This window comes from Rhizobium sp. YTU87027 (assembly GCF_050644135.1).
Taxonomy (GTDB): domain Bacteria; phylum Pseudomonadota; class Alphaproteobacteria; order Rhizobiales; family Rhizobiaceae; genus Rhizobium.
In genome coordinates, this window is record NZ_CP098440.1 from 2311106 (window position 1) to 2331370 (window position 20265).

Consider the following 20265-nt stretch of genomic DNA (forward strand, 5'->3'; position numbering starts at 1 on the left):
GAGGAAGCGATGACGCGCCACCTGTTCCTGAACGCGTTTCTAACCGTCGGCATAGTTCTGGCGGCGCTCCCCGGCGTCGTCTGCGCCCAGCCCGTCAACGAACCGAAGGAAAGTCCAATGACCTCTCGTGCCCAGCAACTGATGGGGGACACGGCCCCGAAACTGGCCGAACTGACTGATGACGTACTCTACGAGGACATCTGGGAGCGACCCGGTCTGTCCAAGCGGGACCGGAGCCTGGTGACCATTTCGGCCCTAGTCGCGCTGAACCGCCCCGATCAGCTCAAATCACATATTCGCCTCGGCCTGCAGAACGGCCTCAGCAAGGACGAGCTCGTCGAGACGATCACGCACATGGCTTTCTACTCCGGATGGCCGAGCGCCGTCTCGTCGGTGGCAATTGCCAAGGAGGTCTTCGCCGAATGACCGAGAAGAAGATGACGATGGCTTCCGCGGTGGCGGCCGCAGCGTTCGCGTCAACGTCGGCCGCCTTGGCAAGCGAAGCGATCACCATCACGCACGCGCGATCGCAGCCGGCGGTCGTCGGAGCCCCTGACAGGTTCACCGGGTCCGTGCGGGTCGAAGACAACTTCAAGGCAAAGGCGCCAGCGACGGTGGGCGGCGCAACCGTCACTTTCGAACCCGGCGCGCGCACTGCGTGGCACAGCCACCCTCTCGGCCAGACCCTCATTGTGACGAGCGGGGTGGGCGTTGTTCAGATGTGGGAAGGGCCGCATCAGGAGATGCGGTCCGGTGACACCGTATGGATACCGCCTGGCGTGAAGCACTGGCACGGCGCGTCTCCGAGGAATGGAATGACGCACATCGCCTTCTCGGAGTCCTTGGATGGCAAGTCTGTCGACTGGCTTGAGTTGGTCACCGATGCCCAGTACTCCTCTTCACCCACGACAGTGAACGCGCGACGATCATCGTCGCTGCATGCATCGTCAATTTGGGTGGTGACACTCAGAGGAGGATCATCAGCCCAGTTCTCAAGATCACATGGTTGGGTGACGGCCGTAGCCGCCACCCTCAACTTACCCGTCACGCCGCCCGCGGTCGATTGATCGTCAGGAAGTGGCGGACAACGGGCTTATCGGAACCGACATGGTAGGCCAGCACCTTGCCCTGCAGGTCGGCGTCGGCGTTGGAAACCCGCTTGTGCTGGCGAAGATGTTCAGCCCAGGATTCCACCATGAACCACTCCACGATCTTCTGCGGGTCGGCCGAGTCCTCGGTGACGCCCCATCCGTAGGCACCGTCCCGGCGGCGCTCCATGGAAAGATGGTCGAGGGCATGCAGGAATGCGCTCCGGTTCTGCGTCTCGATCTTGTACTCGATCAGGATCAGAACCGGGCCACGGTCATGGGCAACGGGTTCGGCGACAAGAGGCTCGGGCCAGTGGTTCGACGGCACCAGGTCGGCATCGCCGGCCGGAAGCTTCACACGGTGCATGAGGACTCCGGCCACAAGCAGGCCGACGGCCCCGATGATCAAGGTGGACTGGATGCCGACAGCCTCGCCGACCGCACCCCAGCCAAGGCTCCCGGCAGTCATCGCACCGTTGAAGACGGTCAGGTAGACGGCGAGGCCGCGACCGCGCACCCAGTTCGGAAGGACGGACTGCGCAGTGCCGTTGAGCGTTGTCAGGGCGGTGATCCATGCACCACCGAGGAAGAGAAGGACGATGATGGCGACCCACTTCGGTGGAACGAGAGCAAGGACTCCCATGACGGCGGCGGTGATAACCGCCGCGCCGACAAGTAGGCCGTCGGAACTCAGCCGTTCGCGCAGCTTCGGCATGATCAAGGCGCCACCGATCGCGCCTGCACCGACTGCACCGAGCAGGATGCCGTAGAAGCTGGCATCACCACCCAGCAACTGCCGGGCGACGAGCGGGAGGAGCGCCCAGACGGCGCTGGCAAAGGCGAAGAAGATCGCGGCGCGCAGGAGGACGACGTGCAGTGGCGTGCTCGAGCGGGTGTAGCGAAGCCCGGCGCGGAAGGCACCGAAGAAATTCTCCTGAAGCGCGTCGTTGGCATTCTTGGCCCGCGGCCACCAGACCAAAGCTGCGATCACCACGGCGTAGCTTGCGACATCCGCGCCGTAGGTGATCGCAGCTCCAAAGGCTGCGAGAAGCAGGCCGCCCGCGGCAGGCCCGATGGAGCGGGCGATATTGATGCCGAGCGAGTTCAGCGCCACCGCGCTCTTCACGTCCTCGCGCTTCACCAGTTCCGGAACGATCGCCTGCCAGGTCGGTCCCATTAGCGCGGCTCCAATCCCGCCGAGGAAGGTCAACCCGATCAGAGCGCTTACCGAGAGCATGCCCGTCTGAGAAAGGACCATAAGCGAGGTGCTGACGGATGCCAACAGGAGCTGGACGGCGATCAGGAACTTGCGGCGATCAAGGATGTCGGTAAGAACGCCCGCAGGAATGGCAAGCAGGAAGATCGGCAGGGTTCCGGCCGCCTGGACCATGGCGACCGCGGCCGGCGATGCCGAAAGATCCGTCATCAGCCAGGAGCTTGCGACATCGCGCATGAAGCTTCCGGTATTGCCAATCACGGTGGCGATCCAGAGGACCGCGAAGACAGGCTGGGCAAGGGGCGCAAAGGTTCCCCCGGATGTTTTTGCGGCGCTCATCTGCCTGCTCCCTTGGTGAGGTCGAATGCGGCGACGAAGAGGAATGCGCCAGCGAGGCCAACATGTTCAAAGAAGGCGTTGGTCGCCATCATGCGGTCCATGCCGGGAGCCATCTCCCAGAAACGGAGGGCGATGAGCGTTGCCATGAGCGTGAAGCCAGCGAGCGCCAGCGCTCCGATCCAGCGAAACAAGCCCGATACCACCATGGCTGAAGCCGTCAGCTCGAACACGATGACGGCGACCGCAAAGAACGCGGTAGGATGAAGACCGAAATGATCCATCTCAGCCAGTGCGCCGCTGAAGTCGAAGATCTTGGTAAGCGGACCTTGTATGTAGGCAGCGCAGAGTGCGAGCAGTGAAACGGTTCGCGTGATCGGAGAGCCCATAATGCGCGTCAGGCCGCTTAAGATCGGGTTCGACGTGGGGGATAGGTGGGTCATAATCTGCTCCTGCATGTTCGCCGCGAGCGGCTGCTTTTGACGGAGCGATATTGACTGGTTGCAGCGGCACCAACAATTGCAGCAATAGTTTCGATTTAATTGCAAAATGAGCAATTATGAAGTGATGCTCGGGCGACTGGATGCCACCCGAGCTAGGGCTTGTCAGACGGCCCAGCAGGAGCAACCGAGTGCGCCAAAGAACCCCTTGAGGTCGGCGATAGGAAGCTTGGATGTCCAGGCTCCGGCATGGTCGTGGCCGTGGACGCCGCAATCGCTGGCGCATCCGCATGTGGAGATGGCGGTGCGGCGCAAGGATCGAGCGCCCGCGCCCTCCGGTTCGCCCCAGGCCGCGTAGCCGCCGAACTTGCGTACGGGAGACCAGTCGGGCATCGCGGGCGGGATGTCGTTCTCGTCGAGCGTCTTGAAGTCGCCTGCACCATAGACGATCTTGCCGCCGACCATGGTCAGTTCCGAGGTGAGGAACGAAATCTCGTCCTCGGCGCAGGAGAAGAAGTCCTTGTCCGGCACCACAAGATCGGCGAACTGACCCTTCTCGATGCGGCCCTTCTTGCCCTCTTCATTGGAGAACCACGTGACCTTCTCAGTCCACATGCGCAGCGCGGTCTCCCGGTCGAGGCAGTTGGCTCGCGGATAGAGTTGCATTCCGCCGACAGTCTTGCCGGTGACCATCCACGACAGCGAAACCCACGGATTGTAGGAAGCAACGCGCGTCGCATCGGTGCCTGCGGAGACATTCACGCCCTTGTCGAGCATGCGACGGATCGGCGGCGTGGCCTCGGCCACGCCGTGACCGTACCGCTCAACGAAGTATTCGCCCTGGTATGCCATCCGGTGCTGCGTGGCGATGCCACCGCCGAGTGCGGCGATGCGGTCGATCGAGCGATCCGAGATGGTTTCGGCATGGTCAAAGAACCAGTTCAGTCCTTCGAGCGGAATGTCCTTGTTGACCTTCTCGAACACGTCGAGGGCGCGAGAGATCGTCTCGTCATAGGTGGCATGCAGACGCCATGGCCAGCGGTTTTCCGCCAGGACCCGGACGACCTCTTCAAGCTCGCTTTCCATCTCCGGGGCCATCTCCGGACGGGGCTGGCGGAAATCCTCGAAGTCGGCGGCGGAGAAGACAAGCATCTCGCCGGCGCCGTTGTGGCGGAAGTAATCGTTGCCCTGCTTGTATTTGACCGACTGCGTCCAGTTCAGGAAGTCCTGCTTCTCTTCCTTCGGCTTCTGGGTGAAGAGGTTGTAGGCCAGCCGGACCGTCATCTGGTTCTCGTCGGACAGCTTCTGAATGACCTCGTAGTCGTCAGGATAGTTCTGGAACCCGCCACCCGCGTCGATAACGCCTGTCACTCCAAGGCGGTTCAGTTCGCGCATGAAGTGGCGGGTCGAGTTGACCTGATAGTCCAAAGGAAGCTTCGGGCCTTTGGCAAGCGTCGAGTAGAGAATGCCCGCATTCGGCTTGGCCAGCAGCATGCCCGTCGGGTTGCCGTTGGCATCCCGGGTGATCTCGCCACCGGGCGGGTTCGGCGTGTCACGGGTGTAGCCGACTGCGCGGAGAGCGGCGCCGTTGAGCAGCGCACGGTCATAAAGGTGCAGAAGGAACACGGGCGTGTCGGGCGCGACAGCGTTGATCTCCTCGATCGTCGGGAGGCGCTTTTCCGCAAACTGATGTTCGGTGAAGCCGCCGACGACGCGCACCCACTGCGGCGCGGGCGTGATCGCCACCTGGCGCTTCAGCATATCCATCGCATCAGCGAGCGAGCGCACGCCATCCCAGCGCAGCTCCATGTTGTAGTTCAGGCCACCGCGAACGACGTGGGTATGGTTGTCGATCAGGCCGGGCAGAACACGCTTGCCCTTGAGGTCGACGATCCTGGTGCCGGAACCAGCCAGAGCCATGACCTCGCTGTCGGATCCGACTTCCAGAAACAGCCCATCCTTGATGGCGATCGCCGTCGCATTCGGATTGGTCCGGTCAAGGGTCGTCACGCGGCCATTGTGGAGGATCAGGTCGGGATACATGGTGTCTACTCCGGTCGGGTTGAGATTGGCGGCTGTTGCCGGGAACAAGAGGTTCGAGAACGCCAGGCTCGATGCGCCTCCAAGAAAGGATCGACGCGTCGTCATCAGCTCCGCTCCTCGACATTCGCCTTCGCCTGATGGGCAATCTCGATACGATCGGTGCCCTTCGGCAGGTGGCCGAACACGTGCGGCTTGATCTGATGGATCCAGGAAATGGCCGCCGGCTCCTTTGTCCAAAGCGACTTCGCGAGCGGGAGGATCTGCTCGCCCACCAGAATGCCGAGAAGGCCGACCAGGGCAATGACAGGTGGCGCGGGTGATCGGACATTGAGCAGACTGTAGACGATGCCGACAAGCAGGCCTGCGCCAAGCGATAGGAGATAGACTTTCATGGGATGTTCTCCAGTTGCGGAAAAAGCCGCACCGATGGGGTCATCGGAGCGGCCTGATCTGGCCCTTACTTTGCGGGGTTCGGGCCGATGCGCTTGCCGTGCGTAACGCGCTCGGCGGCTTTGTGGACCATGGTGTAGGCGTAGTCGATGCCCATGCCGTAGGCGCCGGAATGTTCCTTCACCAGCGCGGTCACCGCATCATAGGTTTCCCTGCGGGCCCAGTCGCGTTGCCATTCGAGCAGGACCTGCTGCCAGGTGACCGGGATCACTCCTGCCTGCACCATCCGGTCCATCGCGTACTTGTGCGCGTCGGCGGAAGTGCCACCGGAAGCATCCGCGACCATGTAGATCTCATAATCCGGAACATCATGCAGAGCCGAAAGTGCGAAGGTGGTGTTGCAGACTTCCGTCCAGAGGCCGGAGACGACGATCTTCTTGCGGCCGTTCGCGGCATTCTTCGCCAGCGCGTCGCGGACATTCTGGTCATCCCAGGAATTCATCGAAGTGCGCTCCAGAATATCATTGTCAGGATATACGGCTAAAAGTTCCGGATAGGTGTGGCCCGAGAAGGATCCCGTTTCCACCGTCGTGATGGTGGTCGGAATATTAAAAATCCTGGCGGCCTTGGCGAGGCCGACGACATTGTTCTTCAGCGTCTGGCGGTCGATCGATTGGACACCAAAGGCCATCTGCGGCTGCTGATCAATGAAGATGAGCTGGCTGTTCGCCGGGGTCAGGACTTCAAGGTTGGACATGGTTCTTTCCTCTTCGGTTGCGGCCCGCGTGCGGTGCCAGAAAATGGTCAGCAGCGGTCGACGGACGCCGTCGAGCGGCGCTCCCTCTGCAATTCTTTGAGTGTTGCTGGCTGCGTTCCGGGCCGGTGCACTCGTCGTCTTGGCTGCTGAAAACAAACTTACCGCGCCGTCACGATCCGAGGAATTGCAATAAGACTTTCGATTGAATTGCGTGATTTGAAATAATCGTTGGTCGGGGGAGCACGTTAGAAAAGGAAGAACGCCGCGATCCTTTCGGATCACGGCGCTGTCATTCCAAGCTTTCGGTGACTGCTGCTTATGCCGCCAGCGGCACGAGATTAGCCTGGATCTGTTCGCGGTATTCCTCGTATCTGACCGGAAGCTTAAGGGCTTCCCCGAGATGGGCTGTATCCTCGTCGCGGTTGAATCCGGGCTCGTTTGTGGCGACCTCGAAGAGGATACCGCCCGGCGTGCGGAAGTAGATGGCCCAGAAATAATCGCGGTCGATGACGGGGGTGACCTGGTAGCCGGTGTCCATCAGCGCCTTGCGCACCTCGAGCTGCTTCTCGCGGTTGTCGACAGCGAATGCGATATGGTGCACCGAACCTGCACCCTGTCGCGCGAACGGAGTCTTCGGCAATGCCAGTAGATCGATCGTGTCCGCTCCGTTGCCGTTGGGTATGATGAAGCGTACAACGTCGCCCTCCTTTTCGGCGCGCTCGTAGCCCATGAAGCCGAGCAGCTCCTCCGTTGCAGCGGTGTCGTGCAGGCTGAAGCGTGCGCCAGCGAAACCGCGGATGGCCGCATCATCTGGAATTCCATCTGCCAGCCATGGAGCACGCTTGTCGTCAGCGGACTCGATAAGCGCAAAGCTGTCGCCGTCCGGTCCCATGAAGCCGAGTCGGTCGACGCCGAAGACAGTATCGCGCTCCAGACCGTCCACGCCTTGGGTTGTGAAGCGATCCTGCCAGAACTTCAGCGATCCCTCGGGAACCGAGAACTGGGTCTCGCCGACTTCACCGACACCGGGGCGGCCGAGCATCATGTTCGGGAACGGGAAGTAGGTCATCACCGTTCCGGCCGAGCCCGTCTCGTCACCATAGTAGAGGTGATAGACGCTCGGGTCGTCGAAGTTAACAGTCTGCTTGACACGACGAAGACCAAGCGTGTCGGTGAAGAAGCGGTTGTTCTGCCGCGCGTCCGATGCCATCGACGTCACGTGGTGCAGTCCCTTGATGTCCTTGATCATCTTGAATCCTCTCGGTTGTGTTCCGGTGTTGATAAGAATGTAGACCCGTTGATCGCTGCTCGGAATTGCAATATTCCTTTTGATTGAATTGCAATTTATGAAACAATGAGATGAACGACTACAAAGCTCTTCGAACCTTTCTGCTCGCCGCTGAGAAGCGGAACTTTGCCCAGGTCGCCCGCGAACTGGACATGACGCCAGCAGCCGTCACACGGGCAATCGCCGCCCTCGAGGCGGAACTTGGCGTGCAGCTCTTCGTTCGCACGACGAGACAGGTATCGCTGACAACCGACGGCGCAATCTTTGCCGCGCAGATCCAGCCAGCGGTCAAGACTCTGGAGGACGCGCGACGCGAAGTAATGAACGCACACAAGGCGGACGAGGGTCGGCTGCGTATCAGTGCGCCGACATGGTTCGGCAAGACGGTGCTGCCGCCGATCCTGTCTGGGTTCAATGAACGCTATCCGAAGATGAGCTTCGAGATCTCGCTGTCCGATGGATTGGTGAACATCGTCGACGACGATTACGATCTGGCGATCCGCATCTCGTCGCAGCCTTCGGACAAGTTCACGATCTGGAGGAAGATCCGGGTGGTGCCGCGCATCCTGGTCGCCGCTCCTGGAAGCAGATTCGCCGACATGCAGCACCCTAACGAACTGAGGCCCGACGACTGCCTCGCGTACAGCGGCGAAAGCCGGCGTGAGAACTGGGTGCTGTCGGACGGCGGGTCAAGCATTACGATTTCGGCAGGTCGAGCCTTCAGCGCGAACAGCGGAGAGGTTCTGGCGGACATGGCCGCCGGCGGCGCGGGTGTCGCGCTGCTTCCAGGATTCAACATCGCCGATCACATCAGTAGCGGTCGCCTTGTCCACGTCTTCAAGGGATGGGCGCCGCCGGACCTGTGGCTGACGCTGTTCTACCCGCCCTACCAAGCCCTCCCGCCAAGGATTGCGTCATTCTCCAAGTTCTTCGAGGAGCAGGTCGCGGCAAAGATGGTCATGTTGGACTGACGCACGCAAATGTCCGTCACCATGATCTGGCACACCCGTTTCAGATTCGATCATGCTGTTGGAGTGCTCGAAGCCTAGCTGCGACTATTTGCTGTAGCTGCCACAGGTTTCGATCATAGATTTTGCGATCCTCCAGATCTGAAACCGTCCGATGCAGGTATTCCGCGCAAGATCCGGCAGGTCCACATGCCTGGGCGATCAACCCTGCCGCCTCTTCGAGGGGGATCTTCTCCGTGAGCGGAGATTGCCTGCCGCTCGCCCAGAACGTGAGCGCCCGGCGCACACCCGTCGGTGTCTTGACCGCAACCCAACGAACCATGTCGCACACTTCGGCATACCGAATCTCTCGCGCCAGAAGAGCACGCAGATTCTCCCTCTTGGTGGTGCACGGAAGCTTGAGCACAAGACCCGAACAGCTTCCTCCTGGCCGAAGCGCGAGCATGAGACCGGGCGCGTCTGAGGTGGCCCTGAGCCGCTCAATCCTCAACGAGAACGCACGGTGCCAGCCGTAAGCGACCGCCTCTTCGCTGGCGGCCACCTCGAAACCCGGGTTCCACATCAAGGATCCGTACGCGAACACCCATATCTCCTCGTCACCAGCCTCTTCCTCAACCCTGCTGACGAGGTCGTCGAGCTGCTCGGGCGGGATCGGATTCCAATTGGGTTCCGGTCCCTCGTCTTCGACGATTCTGATGGTCGTGGCGACGAGGTCGGGGGTAAGTTCCATGGTAGCAGGTGCGGGCGCCTTGGCGGACGGTGTCTTTGGCATCGTGTGAACCGTTCAACGAGTTTGCCGCCGGAGACCCATCGTCTCCGGCGGTTCATGGAGTAGCTGCCGCCCGATCAATCAGCGGGACGGTTGATGATTGCCCGGAAAGTGATTTCGACGATCTGCTCGGGGAAAGCCAGCGCCGAAACCCCGATCAGGTTGCTGGCGCACTGAGGCACATCCGTGCCGTACATTTCCTTGCGGACCTTGGATCCGGCCGCAAACGCGCTAGGAACATCAAGCACGTACAGTGTCTCTTCAACGACATCGTCGAGGGTCGCACCATATCTGGCGAGTAAAGTCTTTGCGTTGACGTAGGTCTGGCGGATCTGGCTCTCCATCTGCGAGAAGTCCGCAGGCCGCTTATCGTCATCGAGTTCCGCCGGAGCGACAAGATTGCCGTTGTCATCGTGGCTCAACTGGCCCGAGACATAGATTGTGTCCTTGACCTGCACGGCCTGAACGTATCCGAAGGCGCGCTCCCAGGCGACGCCATGGTTCTCTACTTTCTTGGACGGATTGCTGTTCGTCATGCTAGGTTCCTTTCATTGAATGATGGCGCGCTAAGTAGGCACTCGTGGTTCATGGAGGCGACGGATGCGTGGGAGGCCGCACTCGCCGCCGGACCGATCAGGCCTTCACGAAGGCCAGGAGATCGGCATTCAGGACATGGGCGTTGACGGTCAGCATGCCGTGCGAGAAGCCGGGATAGGTCTTGAGCGTGCCATTCTTCAGGAGCTTGGAAGACTTCAGTGCGGAGTCTGCGATCGGCACGATCTGGTCGTCTTCGCCGTGTAGGACCAGCGTCGGCACGGTGATGGCCTTCAGGTCTTCCGTCTGGTCGGTTTCGGAGAAGGCCTTGATGCCGTCGTAATGGGCCTTCGCGCCGCCCATCATGCCCTGACGCCACCAATTCTGGATCACGCCTTCCTGGACTGTGGCACCATCACGGTTGAAGCCGTAGAACGGGCCGGCCGGAACATCGCGGAAGAACTGCGCGCGATTGGCGGCAAGCGCCGAACGGAAACCGTCGAACACTTCGATCGGCAGGCCTTCCGGGTTGGCTTCGGTCTTCAGCATCAGCGGCGGAACAGCGGAGACGAGAACCGCCTTGGCGACGCGGCCGGCTGGCTGGCCGTGCTTGGCGACGTAGCGAGCGACTTCACCGCCGCCGGTGGAGTGACCGATGTGGACGGCATTCTTAAGGTCGAGCGCTTCGACGACTGCGAAGGCATCCGCGGCGTAGTGATCCATATCATGGCCGTCGGAAACCTGGGCGGAACGTCCGTGACCACGGCGATCATGAGAAACGACGCGATAACCCTTCGACAGGAAGAACAGCATCTGGGCATCCCAGTCGTCCGACGACAGCGGCCAGCCGTGGTGGAAGACGATCGGCTGAGCGTTCTTCGGACCCCAGTCCTTGTAGAATATTTCGACGCCGTCCTTGGTGGTTACATATGCCATTGTCTTGGTTCCTTCGGTTGAGCTGGATGCTGATGCAGCCTCGGCTGCTAGATTGAGAGACGGTGAAATCGCCATGGCTGCGACGGCGGCACCAGCGGAAAGGAGTGCGCTCCTGCGTGTCATGGAAGAAAAGGTCTGGGTCATTTTCGGCTGCCTGCGGCTTCTTCGTTGAGGCATCAGGCGACACTGCGTTCGTCTGACGGGCTGATAGTGACGCAAGCGTAGGGCGCTCACAATTGCGCCAATAGTTTCGATTTTATTGCGGAATCTGAAACGGTGACGGTGGTCGACGGTCCCGATGGCTCCTCAACATTTCGTCACGCTACGGTCCGATCAGCCCAGTTCCTGAGTGCTAAAGCGGAGGCAAACGCCCTCCCCTTCGCCAGCAGCTTTGGTGGAAGTTCCGGCTTTGGACCTTGAGGGTGTCGATATGAAGGTTCGGAATGAAGATATCGCGCACCTTGTTTTGCTTGGGACGGTCTCCGCTGGCGGCACATCTTCGGGATAATAAAGTCGGGCGCCAACCTTCTTGTTTATCCGCGGTACCAATTTGCTCAAGAACATATGCAGTTACCCATTTTCCAATGCGTTCTCGAAACGCCGGGAAGCGCTAGCAACTTCTCGAGGTCTTCCCAGCCGATACTGTGCTGGACAAGGTCTACGGGACAGAGCCCATAGATTGGACAGCCGGTGCCGACCTGCAAAAGATCGGCGAACGGCGTGCCGCGTATATCGCAGCCCTGAAGGCAGCATTCTTCAGTTGGACTGAGCATGTCCACATCCATATCGGCATTCTGTCCGGCGGCGTGCGAACCGCGGGTGATTGCCGGCCAGTTTGTCGATTTGCTCCGCGATGCTGATTTTGACTATTTCCTTGAGGGCAACATCCGCGGTCCGGAGGGCCGAGTTGATATCGTTCGAGGCCGCTTCATCGCCATAAGTGAGAACGGGGCCTGAATGGGAATGGAGGTAAGCTGGCACAGTCAGGCGGGGTGCAGACCGACGACAACCGCGATCATGGCGGGATCGGGATACGTGGCAATGAAACATGTGTATCATCGCGGACGGCTCCTCGACGGCCCCGACGGTGGCGCGCTTACCCAGGCGATCATCCGCGAGCTGGAAGACGGGTATGTCGTTTCAGATCAGGCAATGACGCCTGAAGCCCTGCTGGCGCAACTGCCGCGGCTTCACGAGAACCTGTATGGTTTCTACGTCTGGAAAGATCTGGACCACGACTATTGGAAAAGGGACCAGTAAGCTTGCAAGCGCCGGAGGCCGAGGGATTGACGCCGGGTAGGCTTGCTGGCCTCATGCGATGCAAATGCGGCCACAAGCGCGCGCGCTTGATATTGGGGGGACTCTGAGATGACGAAATCGCGTTTGATAAAAATCTTCATTCTAGCCTTGCCAGCGCTGCTCCTATCAGAAGCGGTTCGAGCGGACACGCTCCCACTTTCGAAAATCAATCGCAAAATTGAGGCCCACATTCAGCGCGGCAACACGAGGAAGAACGTTCAATGCCTCGCCTTCATATTGAAGGACTTTCAGGAGCGAAAAATCCCCAAGTCGAGGATTCTCGTCACGTTCGACGATCCGAACATTGACGGTATTGGCATCGGACTGGACGAGACGGACGAGATTTACACTTGCGAAGCCGGCGAACTGCGATCCTGGGAAGAAAATGAGTATCAGGTTGCGAAGAGATTTTAGCAGGGCATTCCCATGACCAACGCTGAAAAGCTGAAAGCGCTCCGCCTCGAGCAGGTATTCGATGCGGATCGGGGACATCGACGACGAGCTCGATGAACTGGATGCCTACGACTACGGTGCGGAGGAGTGAAGTCGCCTCGGCTGGATCGGAAGTGTTCGTGATTTTAACAAGCTTAGTGACGAAACCAAAATCAGCCTCCTGTAAGCTTCCGGCTTTGGAGCAGTGCGATTGATCACGACCCGTCACCTCACTTATGCGGTTATCTGCTCTGCCTTTTTGCCGGCTTGGCCGGAGCATATTCGCTATCCGGTTTATCGCTCGAAGGCATGGATCGGAGCCGCTTCAGCTACGAGTTTAGGAGGTGCGGCTATCCGCGCTGTGACACTTTGATAGTGCATGACAGATGGCTCGACGAAGCTCTCGCGAAAGCGCAGCGAAGCACGCATTGATCATGGGCGATGCCGACGCCGACAGGTTCGATCCACCGAAGCGGGAGAAGCCGAAGAAAGAGAAACGGGCGATAGGTAGGAACGAAACTTGGCGAGCCGCGTTGAGCGACCAGAGACGGTGGGCTGTCATTTCCCTACCGTTCCTATTTCACGTCCCTTCCTCGCCCCGCTAGGCCCACTGCGGGGCTCTCTTTTGGCCCTGCGAGACTTTGGTCCGTCTAGTGATCCGCGCAGATCGGCGTAAGGGGCAGGACAAAAAGGAAGCTCTCGCCCTATGCGACAGCTCCGGGAACATCGGCGGAGTTACTTTTTCGGCGCAGCGCTCTTGCTTGCCGGAGCTGGTATGGCGGCCTTTGGAGGAATCTAGGATCGGCTTCTGGCCCCGCCTTGCGGCCGCTAGCCCGGACGACGAGCGTATTGTCGATGAAAGACAGCCGAGCGCAAGAGCCATAGCGGCCATCCTGTCATGACGAACAACCCTGGCGCGCGCCTTCCTTTCCTATGGCGAATGAAACCGAGAACGTACAGGCGGCGCGTTCCGAGATGGTGACAAGGCTTCCAAGCAAGGGTAAGAAAATACAGGGTCGACTAAAGGTTTGACTTGCGACATTGTAGTATTGCTGCAGTTCCAGCGGGATGCATGTCATGTCGTACTCGCAAGCACTACCAGTCTACGCGTCCATCCTGGTGACGGGCATAGTTGCGCCGATCTTCGCTTTGTCAGCCGCCGAAACGGCGGCGGTCAAATCAGCGCGGAACCAATCGATATCAATCCTGGTCGCGGCAAACCTCGAACAGGGAAAACTAACGGCGCCCGCCACATCGATCGACTGGTGGCTGCGGGAGGATATTGTGCACGCGTCGCATGTCACCGACAGCACGAAGAGGGTCTTCAATCCAAACTGGTTAAACGACTATCAGCTCCGAGGCTCCCATTGATCCGGCCTAACTGTCGAAACTGCACGATACCCCACAGCGGATCGGCTATAGCCATCCGCCAGAAAAGCCGGCCCGCCGCAGTCCCCTGACAATCGGTTCGCAATTGCGCATCAGATTCCACAGGAAGCCGGTTCGATAATTCTCGATCATCAGCGCCACCGGCCCCTGATCGATCCCGAAATGGTAAGGGCTGATCCACCACCCGGTCTGGCTGGTTGCATCCTTGAAGGTTTGGTTGAACGACGGCTTGAAACCGTAAAGCCGCGTCATCCCCAGATTCATCTGAGCGAAATTCCGCACCGTTGGGATAACGATCTCCGGCGCAAAAGGCAGGGACGCCACAACAACCCAGGGCGATACGGTCCCGTCATCCGGCCCGAATGGCGCGCCGCGTGCGATGTAGTCGAAGAACTCGCGACTGACCCCGCCGACATCCGCCTTCACCCAGCCCGGGCCATCGCTCGCGGTAAATCCCCAGCAATGCTCGCCGTATCCCTCAAACTGCATCGGATTCCGGATCGCATACTCCTGCTGGACAAAGGTCGCTTGCCGGCTGTTCTCGAAATAGTCGCTGCCATGCTCGCGCATGAATTCGTCGTTGATGCCGCGGAAATCGATCCACATATGCGACAGTTGATGCGTGAAGAGCGGACCGGAGTAGAGCAGTTCACGCCCGAAGATATTCCGCCAGTCGTAGCTTTCCGTATAGGCCGCGTAGCTCTCAGGCGGCAAAGGATGTGTAGGCGAACCAAGCCCCAGTATGTAGAGAAGCAGGCCCTCGTCATAGCCACGCCAGCGATATGGAATGAAGCCGCTTTCCGGCCGCCAGCCGTGCGTCAGCGTCGCGCCGTGATTGCGCGCCCAGTTCCAGTCCGCTCGCTCATAGAGTGCTGCCGCAAGCTGCCTGATCCTGACCTCGTCGGCTGTGTCTCCATCGAAAAAGGTGGCGACCGTCAAAGCCCCGGCAAATAGAAAGGCCGAGTCGATCGTCGACAGTTCGCAGTTCCACACCCGCCGCCCGGTCTCGATGTCGAGGAAATGATAGAAGAACCCCTTGTAGCCGGACGCGTCGGGTTCCGGCCCCTGGTGACATTGCATCAGGAACTCGAGCCGCCGCCTGGTAATCTTGGCAGCGAACTTGCGAATAATGACGCCGCGCTGCACGACAATCGGAATGGTGGCGAGCGCCATGCCGATCGCTGCGATGCTCGCCGGTGCGCTCTCCTCCGTCTTGTCGCGAACCAACCCGTTGTCCGGGTTCGTACAATGCAGATAGTAGAGCAGCGTCGAGAATTGCAATCGTGCGAAGGCCTGGTCGCTCGGCGCGTCCTCCAGACCCGGGGCGATTGAGGGTACCTCGATCATGGCTTCCTCCCTCCCACACGACGCTATCCCGCCTCGAAATCGCGCCTCGTTGTCCACCGCGATGCGCAATCATGGCCTGCGCACCGTATCTGCTCCCCTGCCTCAGTCGCGTCTGGACGGCTTAGATGTTGTCGCCTTCCGTCGACGTCTTTTGCGTCCTCGCTGGCCGCCCTTGGACGCCCCACTTCCAACCGGTTATTTCAGGCATGTCATCGCCATGCTTTTCAATATACTGCCGGTGTTCGATCAGCTTCTCGCGGATCGCCTGCTTGAAGTAAGCGGCGCGGGCACCGAGCTGCGGCAGTCGATCGATGACGTCTTCGACAAGGTGAAAGCGATCTAGCTGGTTCAAAACGACCATATCGAAAGGCGTCGTCGTCGTCCCCTCCTCCTTGTATCCGCGCACGTGCAGATTGCCGTGGTTGGTGCGCCGGTAGGTCAGTCGGTGAATCAGCCAAGGATATCCATGGAAAGCAAAGATAATCGGCTTGTCCTTGGTGAAGAGCGCATCGAAATCACGGTCCGAAAGCCCGTGCGGGTGTTCGCTTGCCGGCTGCAACTTCATGAGGTTGACGACGTTAATGACGCGCACTTTCAATTCCGGCAAATGTTCGCGGATCATTTGAACCGCCGCCAGCGTCTCAAGCGTCGGAACGTCGCCACAGCACGCCATCACGACGTCAGGCTCGCTGCCCTTGTCATTGCTGGCCCATTCCCAAATGCCGAGACCCTCGGCGCAATGCTTGATCGCTTCATCCATCGTCAGCCACTGCGGCGCCGGTTGCTTGCCGGCAACGACGACGTTCACGTAGTTGCGGCTACGCAAGCAATGGTCGGTGACGGAAAGCAGCGTGTTGGCATCCGCCGGCAGATAGACGCGGATCACTTCGGCCTTCTTGTTGACCACATGGTCGATGAACCCCGGATCCTGATGGCTGAAACCGTTATGATCCTGTCGCCAGACATGCGAACTCAGGAAATAGTTGAGCGATCCAATGGGCCGCCTCCAAGGTATGTGATTGCACACCTTCAGCCATTTGGCGTGCTGGTTGAACATCGAGTCGATGATGTGAATGAAGGCCTCGTAGCACGAGAAGAAGCCGTGCCGTCCGGTCAAAAGATAACCTTCTAGCCAGCCTTGGCACTGATGTTCGCTCAACACCTCCATCACCCGGCCATCGGGCGACAGGTGATCGTCCTCGGGGTAGATCTCTGCCATGTAGCAACGGTTGGTAACCTCAAGCACGTCCTGCCAGCGGTTCGAGTTGTTCTCATCAGGGCTGAACAGCCGGAAGTTCTTGCTGTTCATGTTCAGCTTCATGACGTCGCGCAGGAACTTGCCCATCACCCGGGCGGATTCGGTCGTCGTCGCGCCGGGGCTCGGCACCGAGACGGCGTAGTCACGAAAATCCGGCATCTTCAGGTCACGCAGCAGCAAACCACCGTTCGCGTGCGGGTTGTCGCTCATCCGGCGAGTCCCAGCCGGAGCGAGCGCCGCAAATTCGGCGCGCAGCTTGCCGTCGTTGTCGAAAAGCTCTTCAGGCTTGTACGTCTTCATCCACTGCTGAAGGATCGCGATGTGTTCCGACTTGTCCATCTCGCCCATCGGAACCTGGTGCGATCGCCAATAATCCTCGCATTTCTTGCCGTCGATTTCGCTTGGGCAGGTCCAGCCCTTTGGCGTGCGGAAAACGATCATCGGCCAGGCCGGCCGTTTCAGATTGCCCTTCTCGCGTGCCTCCCCCCAGATCCGCTTGATCTCGGCAACGGCTGTATCCATTGCGGCGGCCAGTTGCTGCTGGACCTTGTCGGGCTCGTGCCCTTCCACGAAGATCGGCGCATAGCCCATCCCCTCAAAGAACTTCCGCAATTCGTCCTTTGGGATGCGGGCTAGGAAGCATGGATTGGCGATCTTGTACCCGTTGAGATGCAGGATCGGCAGCACGCATCCGTCACGGGCGGGATTGAGAAACTTATTGCCATGCCACCCCGTCGCAAGCGGACCCGTTTCCGCCTCGCCGTCGCCAACGACACAGGCGACGATCAAATCCGGATTGTCAAACGCCGCGCCATAGGCATGGCTCAAGGCATAGCCCAGTTCGCCGCCCTCATGGATGCTTCCTGGCGTTTCGGGAGCGACGTGGCTCGGAATGCCGCCGGGAAAACTGAACTGCTTGAACAGCGCCTGCATCCCTTCGGCGTCCTGGCCGATATTCGGGTAGACTTCGCTGTAGGTCCCTTCCAGATAGGCATGCGCGACCAGCGACGGCCCGCCATGGCCCGGTCCGATCACGTAAATCATGTTGAGGTCGTCGCGCTTGATCACGCGGTTCAAATGCACATAAAGCATGTTCAAGCCGGGCGATGTCCCCCAGTGGCCGAGCAGCCTTGGCTTGATGTGCTCCCGCTTGAGTGGTTCCTTCAATAGCGGATTGTCGAGCAGATAAATCTGCCCGACGGAGAGATAGTTCGATGCGCGCCAGTAGGCGTCCATCAAGCGGAGTTCCTCTGCTCCAAGCGGAGTGGCCGTTGCCTGATAGTCGTCGGTTGCAAGAGCGGTGTTCGTCATCATCAGCCTCCTATCGACTTTTTCGTCGTCTCAATCTCCGTGCTGCACGCCGCGAAGCATCCGCACGGTTATCTGGGTTTCCTCCATTGCCATCCGCCACTATCGCCAAGGTCGAGAATGGCATCGTAGGCCGATATGTTAGCGGCGCTCCCGATGTGGACGCAGGCAATGCCGTCATTTGCAAAGCGTGTCACGATCCGGAAAAATGTATCCCAGCCAACCATAACCTCGGTCCTCTCAAGCAAGATGACATACGGCTTCGCAACGCATACGCTCGCCAGCATCAGCAAGTGCTGCTCTCTTTGCGTCAGAAACGTATGCCACTCCACTTCTTGTTGAAATCCCCCTGCCTTAGAAATGCGCTCGAGCTCGAATTCGGCAAGTAGCAACGAAATCCGTTCGTCCGAAATTTCTGAGTTCGCAGCGGGAGGAACAAGCAGCTGTCGAAGTGTACTCGGCGGAAGATAGGGCTGCTGCGGCAGGAAGCGTATCCGTTCCCCAGCCGGGCGAAAAATTCGGCCAGAACCGGGACAAGCAATACCTGCTGTGGCCCTGAAAAACGCGCTCCCCTGGTCTTCTCGGGCGCACGTCACCAGAACGCGGGCACGAGCCGGAATAACCGCCGTCAGATCCTGTAACAACGGCGAGCCATCCCGCTTGGACAATATCGTGAGCTTCTCGTACGACAGCTCTTCCCGGGTGCTATCGATTTGAATCTCGGGTCGACTGCGCTGCGAGTTCTCTATCGCCTCTAAGAGCGTACTGAGCCGCGCCACCACTGCGGCAAAATTGGAGATCGAGTTGAATTGATTGATTATCAGCGAAAAAGCACCCACCAGCATCGCGAATGCTGCCGCGGACTGCGTAATCACCCCAAATTCGATATCACCGCGGAAGAAGGCCGGTGCGACAATCAAGGCGGGGATGATCTGGATCAGCCAGTTGTAGCCCGTCGTGAAGAAGCCGACATTGCGGTTGACGGACGTTATGTTGCGAAAGTTGGTCACCAAATCATCAATTCGGCCCGCAAGAAAGGATTTCATGCGCGGCTCACTGCCCGTCAGCATTATCCGCTCGGCATTCTCCCTCGCCTGAATGAGACCCGTACGGAAACTTGCCTCTTTATCGAGCTGGTCATAGTTCAGCTTGATGAGCGGGCGCCCCAGCCAGATCGTAAGAAGCGAGCCGCAGGCCGCATAAACGACCGCCACGGAAAACAAGACGGGGTTGATCGATAAGAGCACCCCTGAGAAAGAAAGGATCGTTAGTCCACTGCTGAAGATCATCAGCAGGAAAGACAATGTCGTCACGGTGAATGCGCGGATATCTTCCGAAATTCGCTGATCCGGATACGAGAGTTCTCCCGAAACACCGAGACGGTAAAAGGCTCCGTCGGTAAGATAGAGATTGACGGCGCGACGCGTCAGAAAGTCTCTCCAGGTGAGTGCTAGCCGCTCCTCGGTAAAGCGCGCAAAAACCGATGCGATCGTGGAGCCAGCAAACACGAGAAGATAGAATACGGCTTGCCGGACGAACTCCGCGATCTGCCTGTCGGCGATCGCCGTCATGAAGTTCCGGCCCACGAAGCTGTTCAGCACATTGAGCCCGTTGATCGCGAGGAAGAGCGCGACAAGGCATACCGTCAGAAGCTTTGCCGCGCCACCGACCTCCGAGGACATGAAAATTCGCACCGAGCGCAGAAAGCGCCCCGCCGTTACCCTGAAAGGAGTTCGCAGTTCTTCCATGCCTTTTCCCCTCGCGTCGCACCAATGCCTGAGCTTCGCTTTATCGGTGAAGCCCGTCTCCGCGACGCCTCCTCGAAGGCTATTCGTGCGACATAAGTTGGGAGCTCAACTTCGAACGATATCCTGGCAACTCTCCACCGCCCACACGAATGACAGCCCCTGTTCGAGGCCAATGGCCCAGAAATCGCAGCGTTGCGGGGCTAAGATTTGAGGTCGTGCGCCTGCCCTGACGCGCGCAGTTCCTTGAGGGTTTTGCCCACGCAGCTTCCCCCGTCGGATCCGCCCACGGCCTTTGCCTTACCGTTCAGCGTAATCGTGCCGGCAATCCGGTCGGAGGCTGAAAAAGTCGCGGTTCCGTCCTGGGTCACCCTCGACAAATAGAATGCGTGATAAGTGCCCTTGTACTCACAGCTGATAACCAGCGGAAAATCCTTAAAGGGATCTTGTGCGTACGCAGACGTGCCGGACAGAAGCGACGCCCCACAAGTGGCGAGCATTGCAATCGATATTTTAAGAAAAGGCGACAGATATACCATTGATCGAACCTCAACTGCGTGAAGAGTCTCGAGGCATGCATACAAGTGGCTATTAACTGCGCTGAGTATGTCGCAGCATGCCGCTACTAGGCAAGAAAATTGTGGCCGACGACGACACAATTCTACCGGGAAAAGAAACCCTTAGAGTGGTTCGAACGCTCCCCCCTCCCCCGGAGTACCGGT

The 20265-nt window shown here is 59.3% G+C and carries 18 protein-coding genes and 1 pseudogene; 5 read left to right on the plus strand and 14 right to left on the minus strand.

The features are described from left to right. Window positions 1-9: 9 nt before the first annotated feature. Together NBG89_RS11555 and NBG89_RS11560 are read left to right on the plus strand one after the other, a co-directional pair. Window positions 10-426 carry a carboxymuconolactone decarboxylase family protein gene (locus tag NBG89_RS11555; protein ID WP_431320084.1) on the plus strand — a complete coding sequence of 139 codons (417 nt, stop codon included), beginning with the start codon at window positions 10-12 and terminating at the stop codon, window positions 424-426. Then, window positions 423-893: pseudogene (locus NBG89_RS11560) on the plus strand ((R)-mandelonitrile lyase); the annotation flags it as partial. The gene NBG89_RS11555 and the pseudogene NBG89_RS11560, both read left to right, overlap by 4 nt. 151 nt (window positions 894-1044) lie before the next feature. Here NBG89_RS11560 and NBG89_RS11565 read toward each other — a convergent pair. The 6 genes from NBG89_RS11565 to NBG89_RS11590 form a co-directional block, all read right to left on the minus strand. Beyond that, window positions 1045-2643 carry an MFS transporter gene (locus tag NBG89_RS11565; protein WP_431320085.1) on the minus strand — a complete coding sequence of 533 codons (1599 nt, stop codon included), beginning with the start codon at window positions 2641-2643 and terminating at the stop codon, window positions 1045-1047. Beyond that, window positions 2640-3083, minus strand: a complete 444-nt coding sequence (locus tag NBG89_RS11570; RefSeq protein WP_431320086.1) for a DoxX family protein — start codon at window positions 3081-3083, stop codon at window positions 2640-2642. Before NBG89_RS11570 ends, NBG89_RS11565 begins: the two co-directional genes overlap by 4 nt. 162 nt (window positions 3084-3245) lie before the next feature. Beyond that, window positions 3246-5228 (minus strand): amidohydrolase, encoded by a 1983-nt coding sequence (locus NBG89_RS11575; RefSeq protein WP_431320087.1) that lies wholly within the window; start codon window positions 5226-5228, stop codon window positions 3246-3248. Continuing rightward, the gene (locus tag NBG89_RS11580) at window positions 5228-5515 is read right to left on the minus strand and encodes a XapX domain-containing protein (RefSeq protein ID WP_065377045.1); all 288 of its coding nucleotides are present in this window, start codon (window positions 5513-5515) and stop codon (window positions 5228-5230) included. The genes NBG89_RS11575 and NBG89_RS11580 overlap by 1 nt, the downstream gene beginning before the upstream one ends. Before the next feature lie 65 nt (window positions 5516-5580). Beyond that, window positions 5581-6270 (minus strand): hydrolase, encoded by a 690-nt coding sequence (locus tag NBG89_RS11585; RefSeq protein WP_431320088.1) that lies wholly within the window; start codon window positions 6268-6270, stop codon window positions 5581-5583. 316 nt (window positions 6271-6586) lie between these two features. Then, window positions 6587-7519: a VOC family protein gene (locus NBG89_RS11590; RefSeq protein WP_431320089.1), complete on the minus strand. Its 933-nt coding sequence runs from the start codon at window positions 7517-7519 to the stop codon at window positions 6587-6589. A gap of 110 nt (window positions 7520-7629) precedes the next feature. On the opposite strand from NBG89_RS11590, the gene NBG89_RS11595 reads away from it, so the two are divergent. Next, window positions 7630-8529, plus strand: coding sequence for a LysR substrate-binding domain-containing protein (locus NBG89_RS11595; protein ID WP_431320090.1), 900 nt, complete (start codon window positions 7630-7632; stop codon window positions 8527-8529). Between the two features lie 40 nt (window positions 8530-8569). Here NBG89_RS11595 and NBG89_RS11600 read toward each other — a convergent pair whose 3' ends face one another. The 3 genes from NBG89_RS11600 to NBG89_RS11610 all read right to left on the minus strand — a co-directional run bounded on the left by NBG89_RS11600 (window position 8570) and on the right by NBG89_RS11610 (window position 10765). Further along, entirely contained in the window at window positions 8570-9256 is a 687-nt protein-coding gene (locus tag NBG89_RS11600; RefSeq protein ID WP_431322673.1) for a gamma-glutamylcyclotransferase, read from the minus strand. Window positions 9257-9372: 116 nt separating this feature from the next. Then, a complete protein-coding gene (locus NBG89_RS11605) occupies window positions 9373-9831 on the minus strand; it encodes a Rid family hydrolase (RefSeq protein ID WP_431320091.1) in 459 nt (152 codons plus the stop codon). A 97-nt stretch (window positions 9832-9928) separates the two neighbouring features. Then, the gene (locus tag NBG89_RS11610) at window positions 9929-10765 is read right to left on the minus strand and encodes an alpha/beta fold hydrolase (protein WP_431320092.1); all 837 of its coding nucleotides are present in this window, start codon (window positions 10763-10765) and stop codon (window positions 9929-9931) included. Between the two features lie 1041 nt (window positions 10766-11806). On the opposite strand from NBG89_RS11610, the gene NBG89_RS11615 reads away from it, so the two are divergent. Then, window positions 11807-12025 (plus strand): hypothetical protein, encoded by a 219-nt coding sequence (locus NBG89_RS11615; RefSeq protein ID WP_431320093.1) that lies wholly within the window; start codon window positions 11807-11809, stop codon window positions 12023-12025. A gap of 165 nt (window positions 12026-12190) precedes the next feature. Here the strand turns inward: NBG89_RS11615 and NBG89_RS11620 are convergent, their stop codons facing one another. Further along, on the minus strand, window positions 12191-12556 hold the full coding sequence (locus tag NBG89_RS11620; protein ID WP_431320094.1) for a hypothetical protein: 366 nt from the start codon (window positions 12554-12556) through the stop codon (window positions 12191-12193). A gap of 1017 nt (window positions 12557-13573) precedes the next feature. On the opposite strand from NBG89_RS11620, the gene NBG89_RS11625 reads away from it, so the two are divergent. Continuing rightward, entirely contained in the window at window positions 13574-13867 is a 294-nt protein-coding gene (locus NBG89_RS11625; protein WP_431320095.1) for a hypothetical protein, read from the plus strand. A 45-nt stretch (window positions 13868-13912) separates the two neighbouring features. On the opposite strand, the gene NBG89_RS11630 is transcribed toward NBG89_RS11625, so the two are convergent. From NBG89_RS11630 to NBG89_RS11645, 4 genes are all read right to left on the minus strand, one after another. After that, the gene (locus NBG89_RS11630; protein WP_431320096.1) at window positions 13913-15232 is read right to left on the minus strand and encodes a glucoamylase family protein; all 1320 of its coding nucleotides are present in this window, start codon (window positions 15230-15232) and stop codon (window positions 13913-13915) included. Between the two features lie 121 nt (window positions 15233-15353). Beyond that, entirely contained in the window at window positions 15354-17801 is a 2448-nt protein-coding gene (locus NBG89_RS11635) for a phosphoketolase family protein (RefSeq protein WP_431322674.1), read from the minus strand. Window positions 17802-17869: 68 nt separating this feature from the next. Next, entirely contained in the window at window positions 17870-19546 is a 1677-nt protein-coding gene (locus NBG89_RS11640; protein ID WP_431320097.1) for an ABC transporter ATP-binding protein/permease, read from the minus strand. Between the two features lie 200 nt (window positions 19547-19746). Next, on the minus strand, window positions 19747-20043 hold the full coding sequence (locus NBG89_RS11645; protein ID WP_431322675.1) for a hypothetical protein: 297 nt from the start codon (window positions 20041-20043) through the stop codon (window positions 19747-19749). Between the last annotated feature and the right edge of the window lie 222 nt (window positions 20044-20265).

Coding starts and splice junctions, on each gene's coding strand:
- NBG89_RS11555 (WP_431320084.1), top strand. CDS start 10: ATGACGCGCCACCTGTTCCTGAACGCGTTTCTAACCGTCGGCATAGTT.
- NBG89_RS11565 (WP_431320085.1), bottom strand. CDS start 2,643: ATGAGCGCCGCAAAAACATCCGGGGGAACCTTTGCGCCCCTTGCCCAG.
- NBG89_RS11570 (WP_431320086.1), bottom strand. CDS start 3,083: ATGACCCACCTATCCCCCACGTCGAACCCGATCTTAAGCGGCCTGACG.
- NBG89_RS11575 (WP_431320087.1), bottom strand. CDS start 5,228: ATGACGACGCGTCGATCCTTTCTTGGAGGCGCATCGAGCCTGGCGTTC.
- NBG89_RS11580 (WP_065377045.1), bottom strand. CDS start 5,515: ATGAAAGTCTATCTCCTATCGCTTGGCGCAGGCCTGCTTGTCGGCATC.
- NBG89_RS11585 (WP_431320088.1), bottom strand. CDS start 6,270: ATGTCCAACCTTGAAGTCCTGACCCCGGCGAACAGCCAGCTCATCTTC.
- NBG89_RS11590 (WP_431320089.1), bottom strand. CDS start 7,519: ATGATCAAGGACATCAAGGGACTGCACCACGTGACGTCGATGGCATCG.
- NBG89_RS11595 (WP_431320090.1), top strand. CDS start 7,630: ATGAACGACTACAAAGCTCTTCGAACCTTTCTGCTCGCCGCTGAGAAG.
- NBG89_RS11600 (WP_431322673.1), bottom strand. CDS start 9,256: ATGGAACTTACCCCCGACCTCGTCGCCACGACCATCAGAATCGTCGAA.
- NBG89_RS11605 (WP_431320091.1), bottom strand. CDS start 9,831: ATGACGAACAGCAATCCGTCCAAGAAAGTAGAGAACCATGGCGTCGCC.
- NBG89_RS11610 (WP_431320092.1), bottom strand. CDS start 10,765: ATGGCATATGTAACCACCAAGGACGGCGTCGAAATATTCTACAAGGAC.
- NBG89_RS11615 (WP_431320093.1), top strand. CDS start 11,807: ATGAAACATGTGTATCATCGCGGACGGCTCCTCGACGGCCCCGACGGT.
- NBG89_RS11620 (WP_431320094.1), bottom strand. CDS start 12,556: ATGTCCCCGATCCGCATCGAATACCTGCTCGAGGCGGAGCGCTTTCAG.
- NBG89_RS11625 (WP_431320095.1), top strand. CDS start 13,574: ATGTCGTACTCGCAAGCACTACCAGTCTACGCGTCCATCCTGGTGACG.
- NBG89_RS11630 (WP_431320096.1), bottom strand. CDS start 15,232: ATGATCGAGGTACCCTCAATCGCCCCGGGTCTGGAGGACGCGCCGAGC.
- NBG89_RS11635 (WP_431322674.1), bottom strand. CDS start 17,801: ATGACGAACACCGCTCTTGCAACCGACGACTATCAGGCAACGGCCACT.
- NBG89_RS11640 (WP_431320097.1), bottom strand. CDS start 19,546: ATGGAAGAACTGCGAACTCCTTTCAGGGTAACGGCGGGGCGCTTTCTG.
- NBG89_RS11645 (WP_431322675.1), bottom strand. CDS start 20,043: ATGCTCGCCACTTGTGGGGCGTCGCTTCTGTCCGGCACGTCTGCGTAC.